Here is a 14,863-nt window from a genome sequence, read left to right on the forward strand (position 1 = left end):
CGAGCTTGTGAGGTTTCGCGAGCACGCCCCTACAGCGATGAGCAGCGTTTAGTAGCCCAGCGACAGGCCCGTGTTACGACGCGGGTCATTTGCGCCGTAGAAACGGTTGTTACCCACCGGCTTGCCACCCAGGGACGGCGCACCGACCAAAATCGCCGCCAAGTGGTTGGCATCCTGCGGACCGGCAAACGTGTGGCCCCAGCTTTCGAGGATCTTCTGGGTATCCGGGCTCACCGCGAAGGTTTCAAGGTTGGTGGTTTCCGGCATCCATTGCTGGTGGAAACGCGGCGCGTCCACGGCTTCCTGGATGTTCATCTTGTAGTCGATGACATTCAGGATCGTCAGCAAAGTCGCGGTAATGATGCGGCTACCGCCAGGCGTACCGACCACCATCACCGCCTTGCCGTCCTTGGTCACGATGGTCGGGCTCATCGACGACAGCGGCGCCTTGCCTGGAGCGATGGCGTTGGCTTCACCCTGGACCAGGCCGTACATGTTCGGCACGCCGACCTTGACGGTGAAGTCGTCCATTTCATCGTTGAGGATCACCCCGGTCTTGCTCGCCATCACGCCCGCACCGAACCAGTCGTTGAGGGTATAGGTGACCGACACTGCGTTGCCCCACTTGTCGACGATGGAATAGTGGGTGGTGTTGTTGCCTTCATGGGGCGACACGCCCGGCTTGATCGCCTGGGAGTCACCGGCTTTTTGCGGTTCGATGGCGTCGCGCAGTTTCGCCGCGTAGTTTTTGTCCAGCAGGTGCTCGATCGGGTTCTTCACGAAATCCGGGTCGCCAAGGTAGCTGTTGCGATCCACGTAGGCATGGCGCATGGCTTCGATCTGGTAGTGCAGGCCCTGGGCCGAGTGATAGCCAAGGTCAGCCATCGGGTAGCCTTCGAGGATGTTCATGATCTGACAGATCACCACGCCGCCAGAGCTTGGAGGCGGCGCCGAGACCACATGGTAACCACGGTAGTCGCACTCGATAGGCGCCAGTTCGCGGGTCTTGTACTTGTCGAGGTCCGCCTGGGTGATGATGCCCTTGCCGGCCTGGCTGGAATCCACCAATGCCTTGGCGACCCACCCCTTATAGAAACCGTCGCTGCCCTTGGCCGAGATTTCCTTGAGGGTCTTGGCCAGGTCTTTCTGCACCAGTTTCTGGCCGACCTGCATCGGCTGGCCGTTGTGCAGGAAGATCCCGCGCATGTCCTGGTCTTTCTCGAACTCGCCGGTAGCGGTGTGCAGCAGGTCGATATCACCCTGCTCCAGCTCGAAGCCGTTTTCCGCCAGTTTGATCGCCGGGGCGATGACTTGGGCGCGCTTGAGAGTGCCGTATTTGCTCAGGGCCAGCTCCATGCCCGAGACGGTGCCGGGCACGCCCACGGCCAAATGGCCCTTGGCGCTGAGGCCTTCGATGACATTGCCATCTTTGTCCAGGTACATATTGGCGGTGGCCGCCAGCGGGGCTTTTTCGCGGAAGTCGAGGAAGGTCTTGCGCCCGTCCGCCAGTTGCACGGTCATGAAGCCGCCGCCGCCCAGGTTACCCGCCGCCGGGTACACCACGGCCAGCGCGTAGCCCACGGCCACCGCCGCATCGACCGCGTTGCCGCCGGCCTTGAGCACATCCACGCCCACATGAGTTGCCAAATGCTGGGCCGTCACCACCATGCCATTTTCACCGCCCACCGGGGCCTGGGACGCGGCTTGCACACCACTGACCGTGAACACCAGAGCGGTGGCAATCAAGGTACGGCTGAAGGGTTGGTATTTCATCCATGGCTACTCTAGTTATTGAGACGCACCAAAATAGCCCGCCGCGGATTTAATCCCCAGCGCAATGGCGTTTTTATTACAGAACTTGTCGGTCATAGAACGGACGCGAAAAACCCCATGCTATATTTCGCGCCCTGACTGTCGTGCAAGGCGCTTTGATATGGCGATCAAGAAAACCGGTATCCGCGCCCAACAGGCTGACCAGACCCGCGCGCGCATTCTCCAGGCGGCGGTCAAGGTGTTCACCCGCGACGGTTATTCCGGCGGGCGGGTCGACAGCATCTCCAAGGAAGCCGAGTCCAACGATCGCATGCTCTATTACTACTTCGGCAGCAAGGAACACCTGTTCGTCTGTGTGCTGGAGCACACCTACGAGCAGTTCAACCACGCTGAAAGCAAGCTCAAGCTGAACCTCGACGCACCGGAGCAGGCGTTGCGTGACCTGGTGGCGTTTATCTGGAATTACTACGTCAAGCACCCGGAATTCGTGGCGATCCTCAGTATCGAGAACCTGCACCAGGGCAAGCATGCCCGGCAGTCCGGCGAGATGCGGCGGCTGTCGGGTGAAGCGGTAGGCGTGCTGCGGCCGATCATCGAGGCGGGTCAGGCCCAAGGCGTGTTTCGCCGGGATGTGGACCTCAAGCACGTGTATTTGATGATCGCCTCGCTGTGCTACTTCTATAACTCCAACCGCCACACGCTGAGTTCGTTCCTGGGCGAAGACCTGGCGGAAAAGGCGCAGCAGCAGGATTGGCTGGGGTTTATCAGTGATTTGGTGGTGCGGGGTGTAACACCGATTCCGCTGTAGCAAGCCAGCGCCCCCATCTGCTCCTCATAGGCCTTGAACGATCAGTGCGTACCGGGATTGGCGCGCAGGTGGGCAACCTTCTGTTCCAGCCCCTTCCACTGCGGCGCATTCGGCGCAAATTGCGCGCGCAGATACGCCGCCAGATCCGCCACCTGGCTATTGGACAAACTGTCCTTGAACCCCGGCATGTAACCCAGATCCTGGGTCGCCGGTTTGCTGATGCCTTGCAGAATCACCTTGATCAAATTATCCGGCTGGTCGCTGTGCACGTTGGTGTTGGTGGCCAACGACGGGCTCACCCCAAACAGTTTCGGTCCCAGGCCATCCGCATGGCAGGCCTTGCATGCACCTTCGAACACCCGACGGCCATCGGGATTCGGCACATTGGCCGCCGCAACCAACGGGGCTTCGGCCGCCGCATCACCCTTGAGCGACGCCAGGTACACCGCCATCGCACGGATATCCGCCTTGGGCAGTTTCGACAACTCACTCACCACCGGCCCCATCGGGCCCGCTGCCACGCCATGGGCATCGGAATACCCGGTGCTCAGATAGGTAAACAGTTGGTCCTCGGTCCACGGCGTCGACGCTTTGGACAAGCCATTGAGGGCCGGAGCCTCCCAGCCATCAACCGTACCACCGGCGAGGAACGACTTGCCGCCCTTCTCCGCTCCCATCAGGTTACGCGGCGAATGGCAGGCGGCGCAGTGGCCCAGGCCGTTGACCAGATAGTTGCCGCGGTTCCATTGTTCGCTGCGCTCAGGCTGCGGCGAGATCTCGCCACGCCGCAGGTTCAGGGCATTCCAACCTGCCATCAACGGCCGGATATTGAACGGAAAGCGCATGGCATTCGGCGTCGGCGCCTGGCTCACTGGCACCTGGGACATCAGGTAGGCATACAGCGCCTGCATGTCCGCCTCATTGATATTGCGAAACGCCGTATAGGGAAACGCCGGGTACAGGTTGCGCCCGTCTCGACCAATGCCGTCACGCATCGCTCGCTCGAACGCCGGGTATGACCAGGCGCCGATCCCGGTCTTCACATCCGGGGTGATATTGCTGCTGTACAGCGTGCCGAACGGCGTCTGCATCGCCAGCCCACCGACATTGGTCGCGCCACCAGGCGCCGTATGGCACACCGCGCAATCGCCCACCGCCGCCAGCAACCGCCCGCGCTCCAGGGTCGCCTTGGACCAGGTGCCGGCGCTGGGTGGCGCTATCGGTGGAATTTCAGCGTGGAACGGCCAGGCCGTCGCCAGCACCGCGCCCAAGGTGGCAAACAGTGCGCCGAACCACCACTTCCGGCGTTTCTCAGGCGACTTGGCTGGCTCGCCCAGGGTGCCCGCATTCAATGCTGCCAGCACGCGTTCCGGGGTGATCGGCAGCTCGCGAAAACGGATGCCGGTGGCGTCATAGATCGCGTTGGCAATCGCCGCCGCACTGGGTACCGAGGCCGACTCACCGGCGCCCATGGGCGGCTGGTCCTGGCGCGGCATCATCATCACGTCGATCTTTGGCACTTCGGGGAACGTCAGGATCGGATAACCGCCCCACTCCTTACTCGCCACCGTCGACTCTTCAAACGTCACCCGCTCCTTCAACACACGGCTGGTGGACTGGATCACATTGCCGTGGATCTGATGCTGCACCCCGTCTGGGTTGATCATCATTCCCGAGTCATGCCCGATCACGACGCGGGTCACCGACACATCGCCGGTCTGCTTGTCGATCGCCACATCCGCCACCCACGCCGCCCAGGCCGCGCCGAAACCGGGGAACTTGCTGTGAATGTAACGCGCGTAGGCAAAGCCACGGCCACGCAGCAGATGGTCGTCGCTGGCGGTTTGCATCGGTGCGGTGCGCGGCGTCCAGTTGGCACGTTCGGCGGTGGATTTCACCAGGTCTATGGCGCGCTCGTCCTTGAGGTAGCGCAGGCGGTATTCCACCGAATCGACGCCAGCGGCGAAGGCCAGTTCATCGATATAGGACTCGTGGGCAAAGGTGTTGGGCAAGGCCGATACGCCACGCATCCATGAGGCGCGCACGATGGGCGCCATGTCGTTGATGGTCACGCGCATAGTGTCGATGTCATAGGGCGGAATCGAGGTGCGGTCGCCCATTTCGAACATCGCCGCCACCGGTTCCACACGTCCCGTCAGCAGCAATGCCAAAGTCGGTGCGCCATTGGACGGATAGCTGGTCTCAAAGTCGTAGGCGGCGATGCTGCCGTCGGCGTTGAGGCCACCGTCGACATCCATCAATTGTGCAGTGCCCTTGGGCTCCCACAGGTGTTCCTGTTCGCGGGTCAATTGCACGCGCACTGGTTTGCCGACGGCACGGGAGAGCAGCAAGGCATCGGCACACACATCGTCGGCGCAATTGCGCCCGTAACAACCGGCGGCCTCCATGCGAATCACATCGATCAGCGCTTCATCACACGCCAACAACCACGCCAAGTCGGCCCGTAACAGGTGCGGGTTCTGGCTGCCCGACCACACCCGGCTGCCGGCTGGCGAGTAATCCGCCACACCGCAGGAGGGGCCGATCGACCCGTGCATCTGGTACGGCCAGAGATAACTGCGCGGCATGCGTTGGCTCGCGCCCGCCAGGGCTTCGTCGACATTGCCCTGATCCAGCACGGTGCGGCGTACGCGGGGATTGTCGCGGATAGCCTGTTCGACATCCGTCATGTCCGGTAACCCGTGGTTCCAGGGTTTCCAGTGCACCTGCAATTCACTGGCGGCCTTGACGGCCTGCTCTTCACGCAGTGCAACCACGCCGACAAAATCCCGGATCACCACCACCGCGACGATGCCGGGGATATGGGCTATAGACGATTCATCCACACTCAACAGGCTGTTGCCGACAAAGTCGCCGCAATCGAGCCCTGCGTACGGTGGACGAATGACCCGGCCATGGAGCATGCCCGGCACGCGCATATCGTGCACGTAAGTCAGCTCGCCAGTGGCTTTGCCGGGGATATCCACCCGAGCAGCGCCCTTGCCCACCAGACGATAGTCCTCGATGGGTTTCAGCGGCGCATCACCGCTGATGCGCAATTGGTCATGCTGGCCGCTGACCAGTTCAGCATACGTCGTGGTACGCCCGTCTGCAGCGTGGATGACGCCGGCGTCGACCTTGAGGCTGGCAGTGCTGACACCCAGGCGCCCCGCCGCCCGCGCCAACAGGAAACGCCGCGCTTCGGCTGCCGCATTACGCAAGGGCACCGCTGATATCTGCAGGGTCGCACTGGCAATGGTTGCCCCCTGGTTGGGCACGCGCTCGGTATCGCCGAGCACCATCTTTACCTGCTCCATCGTCAGGTCCAGCTCTTCGGCGACGATCTGTGCCAGCGAAGTGCGGATACCGGTGCCCAGGTCCACATGACCATTGAACGCGTACACCAAACCATCATCGTTCACCGCAATAAACAGCCCCAGCTCCTTGGGCTTCACCGTAGGCGTGCCGCCCTTGGCCACCGGCCCCGAAGGCGGCAGGACATCGTCGATGATCAACAAAACGCCGGTCTTGGCCAGCCACTGGTCACGGGAAAGGGAAGTGTCGGTCATGGTCATCAATCCACAGTCATCAGGCGGGCCGCACGCAACACCGCGCGCAGGATTTCGATATGGGTGCCGCAACGGCAGAGGTTGCCCGACAGCTCGTTGCGCACCTGCGTTTCGCTGGGGTTGGGGTTGCGGTCGAGCAAGGCCTTGGTGGTCATGATCATGCCGTTGAGGCAGTAGCCACATTGCGCGGCCTGCTCGTCGATAAAGGCTTGTTGTACCGGGTGCGGCGCGTCGCGCGTGCCCAGGCCTTCAAGGGTGACAATCTCGCGGCCTACGGCCCCCGACAGCGGAAACACGCAGGAACGGGCCGCCACCCCATCGATGATCACGGTGCAGGCACCGCACTCCCCCAGGCCGCAGCCGTATTTGGGGCCATTGAGTTCCAGGTCATTGCGCAGCACCAGCAACAGCGGTGTGTCCGCCATGGCGCTGACGTCGCTTTTTCGCCCGTTGACTTCAAGCGTTACCGTGATGTGCTGGCTGATCATTCGCTTCGCCCGTAACAGTTGGTGAAGTAGGCACTACATGAAATAGTCAAAAAAAAGCGTCGCGGACCTGAGGTCTCACGACACACTTGACTGATGAAGTGGCTACTACATCAACTCAGAGCAAATTCGGTGCCATATTCCTGTTTCACCCCCTTCTGCGGGGGTGTGGCATGTCAGTCCTGCGGGTCGTCGATCATCTTGCGCAACAGGAACAGCACCGCGACCCTTTCGGCCGGGTTGAGATTGCTCATGGTCAATTCGCTGATCTGCGCGGCGCGCGGCGCGGTCTGGGCGACCAGTTCGGCGCCTGCCGGGGACAGGTCGACCACCACTTTGCGTTTATCCTGCGGGTCGGGTTCCAGGCTAATCAATTCCTTGGCCTTGAGGCGCTCGACGATACCGCGAATGGTCGCCTGATCCACGGCAGTGGCCTTGACCAGTTCCGTCAGGGAGCTTGCACCGTGATCGCGCAGTGCACACAAGGTGACGAACTGCACGGCGGTGAGCTGCGAGTCGCCGACATTCTGCTGAAAGATCGCCAGGTGGCGCTGGTAGGCCTTGCGCAGCAGGTGGCCAACTTGTTCAGAAAAGACGTAGGAATCAGGCACGGCGGGGCTCGGTGAGTGGCTGGCGATGGGGAAGCATGATGGCGGGCTTGCTGAACGGACTCAAGGCAATCGCTGAAGAAACCCTATCAAAATGTGGGAGCTGGCTTGCCTGCGAGCGCCCTCGCAGGCAAGCCAGCTCCCACCTGGATGTTTAGCGAGCCAGGGATTCCACGGGGGCAACCACATCCCCGGCAATCACCACCGCTTCATCATCCAGGTACACATCGCAATGACGCAGCGGAATATCCATATGGCACGGCGTCTTGCGCGTCCCGCCCACTTCGGTGTTCGGCCCGGTGGAGAACAGGAAATTGCCATAGAACGCCCGCGCATCCATGCACATGCCGTCGTTCTTGTCATGCAAGCCCATGGCCGTCCACTGTGCCCGTGGTTGCAGGCCCCAGCCGATATGGGAAATGCCGTACACCTCGGGATCGTTGAAGTACTTCATGTAATCACGCAGGTATTCGGCCTCGAAACCACCGTGGATCTTGGTAATGAAGCCCTTCTCGATCTCCAGCGTGATCTTCTCGCGGGTGTAGGTCTTGAACGGCAGCAAAATGTCGCCGATGTCCAGCACCAGCACGCCCTCGGCGGTTTCTTCGTTGGGCCAGGAGAACAGGAAGCCACTCGGCCAATGATCCCAGCGTCCAGGCTCGTCGGCAAAACCATATTCCGTCACTGACGGGTATTGCCCCAAGGCGGCGCGGAAGTCGCTGCCAGCGCGGGACTTTACGTGAATCGAACGCGCCTTTTTCAGCAACTGCTCGGCCGCCAGCACGCGCACTTTGTCCGCTTCGGTGGGCAGCATGCGCGCGAGTACTTCCGGCGGTTCCACCGCCAGCAGAATGCGCGTGCCGGTCTTGAGAATCTGTTCCTGCTCCGGCGAGTGCAGCAGCATCATGGTGTCGACGATCAAGTCGGCGGCCTCCAGGGCACGCTGGGCGGCGATATTGCCGGTGAGCGCGGTGTCGCCGCAGTAGGCGGTCATGTCGTTGCCCATCGCCCTGGGGTGGTTGAACGACGGCAACTCCACCGCATACACCTTGGCTCCCAAGCGCTGCGCGGCGTCCATCGCGGCTCGCACGGTGCGGGGGTCTGAGTAATGGCTCTTGAGCACGGCGACGCTCTGGGTCGGGTCGACCTTGGACAACTTCAACACGTGCTCAAACATCTGGGTCAGTTCGCAATCGCTTACCGGCATTTTCCTGTCTCCTGTGGGCCTGCACCAAGTTCAGGCAGCACGCCTCACTCTAGTGCATTTTTTATAGCGTATACGCCATTTAATAACGATAAGACCCGAATTACAGTCAGACTGCAAGCGGCGCGCAAAAACGTTACCTATCGAAACATACCCAGTATGTACAGACACAATAACGTTACACAGGACACTTATGGCCAAAAAATAAATTTGCGAAGGCGGGCTTCCCATTTTAAAAAATGAGCGTATACACTTTAAAAACCTTGCGGACAGACGCCGCCGAAAATCAAAAAGAGAGAGGAACACGCCCCATGGGAAGCACTCAGAAAATCGCCATCGTCGGCGCGGGCCTGGGCGGCGCCGCCGCTGCCACCCTGCTACAGCAAGCCGGCTTCGACGTTGATGTCTATGAGCAAGCGCCGGAGTTTTCCCGGTTGGGCGCGGGGATCCACATGGGCCCCAACATCATGAAAATCTTCCGCCGCATGGGCATCGAAAAGCAGCTTGACCTGATGGGCTCGCACCCCGAGCACTGGTTCAGCCGCTGCGGAGAAAGCGGCGACTACCTGTCACGCATCCCCCTCACCGGCTACGGGGCGTCCTACATCACCGTGCACCGTGGCGACCTGCATGCGCTGCAGATGTCCACCCTCAAGCCCGGCACCCTGCACTTCAACAAACGCTTGGAAAGCCTTGAGGAAACCGACACCCAGGTACGCCTGACCTTCGCCGACGGTCAGGTGACTTACGCGGACATCGTGATCGGCGCCGACGGCATCAACTCCAAGATCCGCGAAGTACTGCTGGGCGTGGAAAAGCCGCTGTACAGCGGCTGGGTCGCGCACCGTGCGCTGATCCGTGGCGACCAGCTCGCCAAATACGACCTCAAGTTCGAAGACTGCATCAAGTGGTGGACCGAAGACCGCCACATGATGGTCTACTACACCACCGGCAAGCGCGACGAGTACTACTACGTGACCGGTGTGCCCCATGCCGAATGGGACTTTCAGGGCGCGTTCGTCGACAGCAGCCGCGAAGAGATGTTCGACGCCTTCCAGGGCTACCACCCCACCGTCCAAGCCCTGATCGAATCCACCGAAAGCGTGACCAAGTGGCCGTTGCGCAATCGCAATCCGTTACCACTGTGGAGCCGTGGCCGCCTGGTGTTGCTCGGCGATGCCTGCCACCCGATGAAGCCGCACATGGCCCAGGGCGCCGGCATGGCCATTGAAGACGCCGCCATGCTCACCCGCTGCCTGCAGGAAACCGGCATCAGCGACTACCGCACAGCCTTTGAACTCTACGAGGCCAACCGCAAGGAGCGCGCGTCGCGCGTGCAGGCCGTGTCCAACGCCAATACCTGGCTGCGCACCCAGGAAGATCCGGCCTGGGTCTATGGCTATGACCTGTACGCCCAGGAACTGAAATCGGGGGTGGCCGCGTGAGTACCTTTCTCTACGGCGCCAACGTGCAGGCCAACGGTATTCGCCAGCACTACCTGCGTTATGGCGGCAAGGGCCCGGCGCTGATCCTGATCCCCGGCATTACCAGCCCGGCAATCACCTGGGGTTTTGTCGCCGAGCGCCTGGGGGCGCAGTTCGACACCTACGTGCTGGATGTGCGCGGTCGCGGCCTGTCCTCGACCGGTCCCGAGTTGGATTACAGCGCGGACACCTGCGCCGAGGACATTGGTGCCTTCGCCGATGCGCTGAACCTGGACAGCTACCACCTGATGGGCCACTCCATGGGGGCACGCTTTGCCGTGCGCAGTGCCGTGAAACACCCTGAAGGGGTGAAGCGTGTGGTGTTGATTGACCCTCCGGTCTCCGGTCCGGGCCGACGCGAATACCCGAGCAAGCTGCCGTGGTACGTCGACTCCATCCGCCAATCCCTGGTCGGCATGGACGCGGAGGCGATGCGCGCCTTCTGCGCCACGTGGACACCGGCACAACTGCAACTGCGCGCCGAATGGCTGCACACCTGCTACGAACCCGCCATCGTGCGAGCCTTCAATGACTTCCACGCGGTGGACTTCCACCACGACCTGCCCCACCTCAAGGCCCCTGCCCTGTTGATGGTGGCCGGACGCGGCGGCGTGATCCTCGATGAAGACATTGCCGAGATCCAGGACCTGCAACCCGGCATCCAGGTCGCCCGCGTGCCGAACGCAGGACACATGATTCCGTGGGATGACCTCGACGGTTTCTTTCTCGCCCTCGGCGATTTCCTCGAACAATAACAATGGAGAGCACCATGCAGAAGCCTTACCGCATCGGCCAGATCGTGCCGAGTTCCAACACCACCATGGAAACCGAGATCCCGGCGATGCTCACCGCGCGCCAGGCGATCCGTCCCGAGCGCTTCACCTTTCACTCCAGCCGCATGCGCATGAAGCAAGTACGCAAGGAAGAACTGGCGGCCATGGACGGCGAGTCCGACCGCTGTGCCGTCGAGCTGTCCGACGCCAAGGTCGATGTGCTGGGCTACGCCTGCCTGGTAGCGATCATGGCCATGGGCCTGGGCTATCACCGCAACTCCGAACAACGCCTGCGCAAAGCCACGGCCGACAACGACGCCAACGCCCCGGTAATCACCAGCGCCGGCGCCTTGATCGAAGGCCTGAAAGTGATGGGCGCCAAGCGTATCGCGATTGTCGCGCCGTACATGAAACCACTGACCGAGTTGGTGGTGAACTACATCCGCGAAGAAGGCTTCGAGGTGGTGGATTGGCGCGCCCTGGAGATTCCCGACAACCTCGAAGTGGCCCGCCACGACCCGGCCAACCTGCCGGCCATCGTCGCCGGGATGAACCTGGAAGGCGTCGATGTGATTGTGCTGTCCGCCTGCGTGCAGATGCAGTCGCTGCCGGTGGTGGCCAAGGTCGAGGCGCAAACCGGCAAACCGGTACTCACCGCCGCCATTGCCACCACCTACGCGATGCTCAAGGCCCTGGACCTGGAACCCATCGTTCCCGGTGCCGGCGCCCTGCTCTCCGGCGCCTACTGAGGGGAGTGAAACAATGAGCGAACAATCCGCCGACGCCAACTACCAGGGCGTGTGGGGCAACCGCATCGGCTTTGGCAAGAAAGCCGCGCTGCTGATGATCGACTTCATGCAGGGCTACACCACCGAAGGCGCGCCGCTGTTCGCGCCGGGTGTAGTCACGGCCGTGGCCGAAAGCGTGGAACTGCTGGCCACCGCGCGCCTGCACGGGATTGCAGTGGTGCACACCAATATCCGCTACCATCCCGGCCATTTCGTCGATGGCGGGATCTGGGTGAAAAAAGCCCCGGTGATGAAAGACATGGTCGAAGGCAACCCACTCGCCGCGTTCTGTGCCGAGGTGTTGCCACTGGACGAGGAAGTCGTCATTACCAAACAGTACGCCAGTGCGTTTTTCGGCAGCAGCCTGGCGCCGATGCTGCATGCACAGGGCATCGACACCGTGATGCTGGCAGGCTGTTCCACCAGCGGCTGCATCCGCGCCACGGCGGTGGATGCGGTGCAACACGGGTTTCGCACCATCGTCGTGCGCGAATGCGTCGGCGATCGACACCCCGCGCCCCATGAAGCCAACCTGTTCGATATCGACAGCAAATATGGCGATGTGGTGAGCAAGCAGGAGGCGATGCGCAAGTTCAGGGAGCAATAAGACGTTATTAAGAACTGCGCCATAGAGCGCGGTCTTGCACAAAACTGAGGCCCGGCCTTGGAACGCATTCAAATGTGGCAACCGATCCCTGTGGGAGCCGGTCTGGCCCGCGATGCAGACGCTGCGGTGTATCAGTGACACCGCGCCGATGCCATCGCTGGCCAGCCAGCTCCCACCTAAGCCCGGTTTCCCTATGGATCGCCTCCAACAGGCCCTCCTCAGTCTTCTGACACTGCCTTTGGAAGTCGCTTCTACAGCACTCCGAAGTGCTGGAACAAAAGCGGCTGTATAAAAACCATAAGTCACCGCCAGGAGACACCCAATGCCCATTGCGAATGCAGCGCCCGCGACCACCGTCGCCGACCCGGTCAACACGCTTTACCACAAGATCACCTGGAAGCTGATTCCCTTCCTGTGCTTCTGCTACCTGGCCGCCTACCTGGACCGCATCAACATCGGCTTCGCCAAACTGCAGATGCTTGACCAATTACAGTTCAGCGAAACCGCGTTCGGTCTCGGTGCCGGGCTGTTCTTTGTCGGTTATATCCTGTTCGAAGTACCGAGCAACCTGGTGCTGGAACGGGTCGGCGCAAAGATCTGGATCGCGCGCATCATGATCACCTGGGGCCTGCTCTCGGCCTGCACCATGCTGGTCACCTCCACCACCCAGTTCTACATCCTGCGTTTTCTGCTCGGCGCTGCCGAAGCGGGCTTTCTGCCGGGTGTCCTGTATTACCTGACCACTTGGTTTCCCACCCACCGACGCGGGCGCATCATTGCGCTGTTCATGATCGGCCTGCCGCTCTCCAGCGTGATCGGTGGCCCACTGTCCGGCTGGATCATGGGCCACTTCGACCACATGGGCGGCCTGCGTGGCTGGCAGTGGCTGTTCCTGATCGAAGCGGTGCCCAGCGTCTTGCTTGGCGTGCTGACCTTCTGGGCCCTGCCCAACACCTACCAGCAAGCCAAATGGCTGTCGGATGAGGAAAAGGCCCTGCTGGACACCGAACTGCGCAAGGACGATGCCGAAGGCTCCGCCAGCAAGCACAGCTTCCGCGACGGCTTCTTCAACCTCAAGGTATGGATGCTCGGCGGTATCGACTTCTCGATCCTGCTCAGCGCCTACGCCATGGGCTTCTGGATGCCGACCTTCATCCGCAACGCCGGGGTCACCGACACGTTCCATATCGGCGTGCTCACCGCCTTGCCAAGCGTCGCCGCCCTGCTCGGCATGCTGCTGATCGGCGCCAGCTCGGACAAACACCGCGAACGCCGCTGGCACATCATCGTGCCGTTTTTCATCGGCGCGGCGGCCATGGCCACGAGCACCTTCTTCACCCATAACGTGGTGGCCACGGTGGTGCTGTTCGCGATTGCTTCGGCGGCGATCATCGGCGCCGTGCCGGTGTTCTTCAGCCTGCCGGCGACCTTTCTCAAAGGCACCGCGGCGGCCACCGGCTTTGCCCTGGCCTGTTCGGTGGCGAATATCGCCGGCCTGGTCAGCAACTCATTGATGGGCGTTGCGATCGACGTCACAGGCAGCAGCGCCGGTGCCTTGTGGTTTTTCGCGGGCTGCCTGATCCTCAGCAGCTTCCTGGTCATCGCCTTGCCGGCGAAACTGGTGAACCGTTGATAACAACAATTTTTTCGGAAGACTCACCATGCAAGGCTTCTTGAAACGCTGTGCGCTGCTTGTTGCGGTCGGTCTGTGTGCCGGCACCGCGCAGGCGGCGGAAAAGGTCATCTTCGATACCGATTTCAACGTGCTCAACGATGACGGTCAGGCCTTCATCATGCTTGCCCAGTTGCATGCGCAAAAACGCATCGAGCTGCTGGGCATGACCCTGGTCAGCGGCAACGCCTGGGTCGATCAGGAGCAGGTCGACGCCCTGAAGGCCGTGGAACGCATGGGCGTGGATAAAGAGGTCGGCGTCTACTCCGGCGCCGCCTACCCGCTGCTGCACGACTACGCCACCTACGAGGCAGAAAAAGCGCTGTTCGGCTCCGGCTGGCCGGGGGCGTTCAAAAACCCGCGCCCCACATCACCCTCACAATTGGTCGCACCACCGGACGGCCTGGCCACCCACACGAAACTGCGCAAGGAGACCGCCGCGCAGTTCATTGTCGACAGCGTGCGCGCCAACCCGCACCAGGTGACGATCCTCGCCGTCGGCCCGCTGACCAACGTCGCCCTGGCGATTCGTTCGGCGCCGGATATCGTGCCGCTGATCAAACGCATCGTGTACATGGGCGGCGCCCTGGAAATTCCGGGCAATACCACGCCGGCGGCGGAGTTCAACTGGTGGTTCGACCCGGAGGCGGCGAAGATCGTGTTGCGCTCGCCGATCGAACACGTGATTTTCCCCAATGATGTGTGCGAGAAAGTCACCTTCGACAAAACGGTGTACCAGCGCGTGATTGCACAGAAAGGCGCGATTGCCGACCTGTACACGCATGAGTTCGGGCCGTTGTTCGACAAGGACCCGAGCTACCACAGCTTCACCTGGGACAGCTTGCCGGCGCTGTACCTGGTCAACCCTGGGATCGTCACCGAATCCCGCGAGCTGTGGGTGGATGTGGACGCCACGTTTGGCGCGGACTACGGTCGCGCACTGGGCTACCCGAAAGGCGCGCCCGTCGGCACGCAGAAGGCCAAGGTAGTGTTCGGCGTGGACCAGAAGAAATTCTGGGATGGCTACGTCAACCTCGTGACCCTGCCGACACCGGTCAAGCACTGACCGGTTGCGCGCTCCCACCGTGCATG

General features: G+C 61.7%; 12 protein-coding genes. 7 read left to right on the forward strand and 5 right to left on the reverse strand.

Going from position 1 to position 14,863, the window contains the following annotated elements; genetic code table 11:
• Positions 1–48 precede the first annotated feature (48 nt).
• Positions 49–1,773 carry a gamma-glutamyltransferase gene (gene ggt / locus AB4O08_RS00110; protein ID WP_460114614.1) on the reverse strand — a complete coding sequence of 575 codons (1,725 nt, stop codon included), beginning with the start codon at positions 1,771–1,773 and terminating at the stop codon, positions 49–51.
• 160 nt (positions 1,774–1,933) lie between these two features.
• Between ggt and AB4O08_RS00115 the strand changes: the two genes are divergently transcribed.
• The gene (locus tag AB4O08_RS00115; RefSeq protein WP_010210644.1) at positions 1,934–2,581 is read left to right on the forward strand and encodes a TetR/AcrR family transcriptional regulator; all 648 of its coding nucleotides are present in this window, start codon (positions 1,934–1,936) and stop codon (positions 2,579–2,581) included.
• Between the two features lie 41 nt (positions 2,582–2,622).
• Here AB4O08_RS00115 and AB4O08_RS00120 read toward each other — a convergent pair whose 3' ends face one another.
• The 4 genes from AB4O08_RS00120 to AB4O08_RS00135 form a co-directional block, all read right to left on the reverse strand.
• Positions 2,623–6,150 (reverse strand): molybdopterin cofactor-binding domain-containing protein, encoded by a 3,528-nt coding sequence (locus AB4O08_RS00120; protein WP_460114615.1) that lies wholly within the window; start codon positions 6,148–6,150, stop codon positions 2,623–2,625.
• 5 nt (positions 6,151–6,155) lie between these two features.
• Positions 6,156–6,638, reverse strand: coding sequence for a (2Fe-2S)-binding protein (locus AB4O08_RS00125; RefSeq protein WP_047543731.1), 483 nt, complete (start codon positions 6,636–6,638; stop codon positions 6,156–6,158).
• A 173-nt stretch (positions 6,639–6,811) separates the two neighbouring features.
• Complete coding sequence (locus AB4O08_RS00130) at positions 6,812–7,246, reverse strand: MarR family winged helix-turn-helix transcriptional regulator (protein ID WP_010210647.1); 435 nt, start codon at positions 7,244–7,246, stop codon at positions 6,812–6,814.
• A 151-nt stretch (positions 7,247–7,397) separates the two neighbouring features.
• Positions 7,398–8,450, reverse strand: coding sequence for a 2,5-dihydroxypyridine 5,6-dioxygenase (locus AB4O08_RS00135; protein WP_042571190.1), 1,053 nt, complete (start codon positions 8,448–8,450; stop codon positions 7,398–7,400).
• Positions 8,451–8,758: 308 nt separating this feature from the next.
• Between AB4O08_RS00135 and AB4O08_RS00140 the strand changes: the two genes are divergently transcribed.
• The 6 genes from AB4O08_RS00140 to AB4O08_RS00165 all read left to right on the forward strand — a co-directional run bounded on the left by AB4O08_RS00140 (position 8,759) and on the right by AB4O08_RS00165 (position 14,837).
• The gene (locus AB4O08_RS00140) at positions 8,759–9,892 is read left to right on the forward strand and encodes an FAD-dependent monooxygenase (protein WP_010210651.1); all 1,134 of its coding nucleotides are present in this window, start codon (positions 8,759–8,761) and stop codon (positions 9,890–9,892) included.
• The gene (locus AB4O08_RS00145) at positions 9,889–10,686 is read left to right on the forward strand and encodes an alpha/beta fold hydrolase (protein WP_010210654.1); all 798 of its coding nucleotides are present in this window, start codon (positions 9,889–9,891) and stop codon (positions 10,684–10,686) included. The genes AB4O08_RS00140 and AB4O08_RS00145 overlap by 4 nt, the downstream gene beginning before the upstream one ends.
• A 14-nt stretch (positions 10,687–10,700) precedes the next feature.
• Positions 10,701–11,453, forward strand: coding sequence for a maleate cis-trans isomerase family protein (locus AB4O08_RS00150; protein ID WP_010210656.1), 753 nt, complete (start codon positions 10,701–10,703; stop codon positions 11,451–11,453).
• Positions 11,454–11,466: 13 nt separating this feature from the next.
• Positions 11,467–12,099, forward strand: a complete 633-nt coding sequence (locus AB4O08_RS00155; protein ID WP_460114616.1) for an N-carbamoylsarcosine amidohydrolase — start codon at positions 11,467–11,469, stop codon at positions 12,097–12,099.
• 322 nt (positions 12,100–12,421) lie between these two features.
• The gene (locus AB4O08_RS00160) at positions 12,422–13,732 is read left to right on the forward strand and encodes an MFS transporter (protein WP_010210658.1); all 1,311 of its coding nucleotides are present in this window, start codon (positions 12,422–12,424) and stop codon (positions 13,730–13,732) included.
• Positions 13,733–13,760: 28 nt separating this feature from the next.
• A complete protein-coding gene (locus tag AB4O08_RS00165) occupies positions 13,761–14,837 on the forward strand; it encodes a nucleoside hydrolase (RefSeq protein WP_047543728.1) in 1,077 nt (358 codons plus the stop codon).
• Positions 14,838–14,863 lie beyond the last annotated feature (26 nt).

The organism is Pseudomonas sp. H3_E07 (assembly GCF_054668895.1).

Excerpts from the sequence above, each read along its gene's own strand:
- AB4O08_RS00140 (WP_010210651.1), top strand. The coding sequence starts at position 8,759 with ATGGGAAGCACTCAGAAAATCGCCATCGTCGGCGCGGGCCTGGGCGGC.
- AB4O08_RS00125 (WP_047543731.1), bottom strand. The coding sequence starts at position 6,638 with ATGATCAGCCAGCACATCACGGTAACGCTTGAAGTCAACGGGCGAAAA.
- AB4O08_RS00120 (WP_460114615.1), bottom strand. The coding sequence starts at position 6,150 with ATGACCGACACTTCCCTTTCCCGTGACCAGTGGCTGGCCAAGACCGGC.
- AB4O08_RS00115 (WP_010210644.1), top strand. The coding sequence starts at position 1,934 with ATGGCGATCAAGAAAACCGGTATCCGCGCCCAACAGGCTGACCAGACC.
- AB4O08_RS00155 (WP_460114616.1), top strand. The coding sequence starts at position 11,467 with ATGAGCGAACAATCCGCCGACGCCAACTACCAGGGCGTGTGGGGCAAC.
- AB4O08_RS00150 (WP_010210656.1), top strand. The coding sequence starts at position 10,701 with ATGCAGAAGCCTTACCGCATCGGCCAGATCGTGCCGAGTTCCAACACC.
- AB4O08_RS00165 (WP_047543728.1), top strand. The coding sequence starts at position 13,761 with ATGCAAGGCTTCTTGAAACGCTGTGCGCTGCTTGTTGCGGTCGGTCTG.
- AB4O08_RS00160 (WP_010210658.1), top strand. The coding sequence starts at position 12,422 with ATGCCCATTGCGAATGCAGCGCCCGCGACCACCGTCGCCGACCCGGTC.
- AB4O08_RS00135 (WP_042571190.1), bottom strand. The coding sequence starts at position 8,450 with ATGCCGGTAAGCGATTGCGAACTGACCCAGATGTTTGAGCACGTGTTG.
- ggt (WP_460114614.1), bottom strand. The coding sequence starts at position 1,773 with ATGAAATACCAACCCTTCAGCCGTACCTTGATTGCCACCGCTCTGGTG.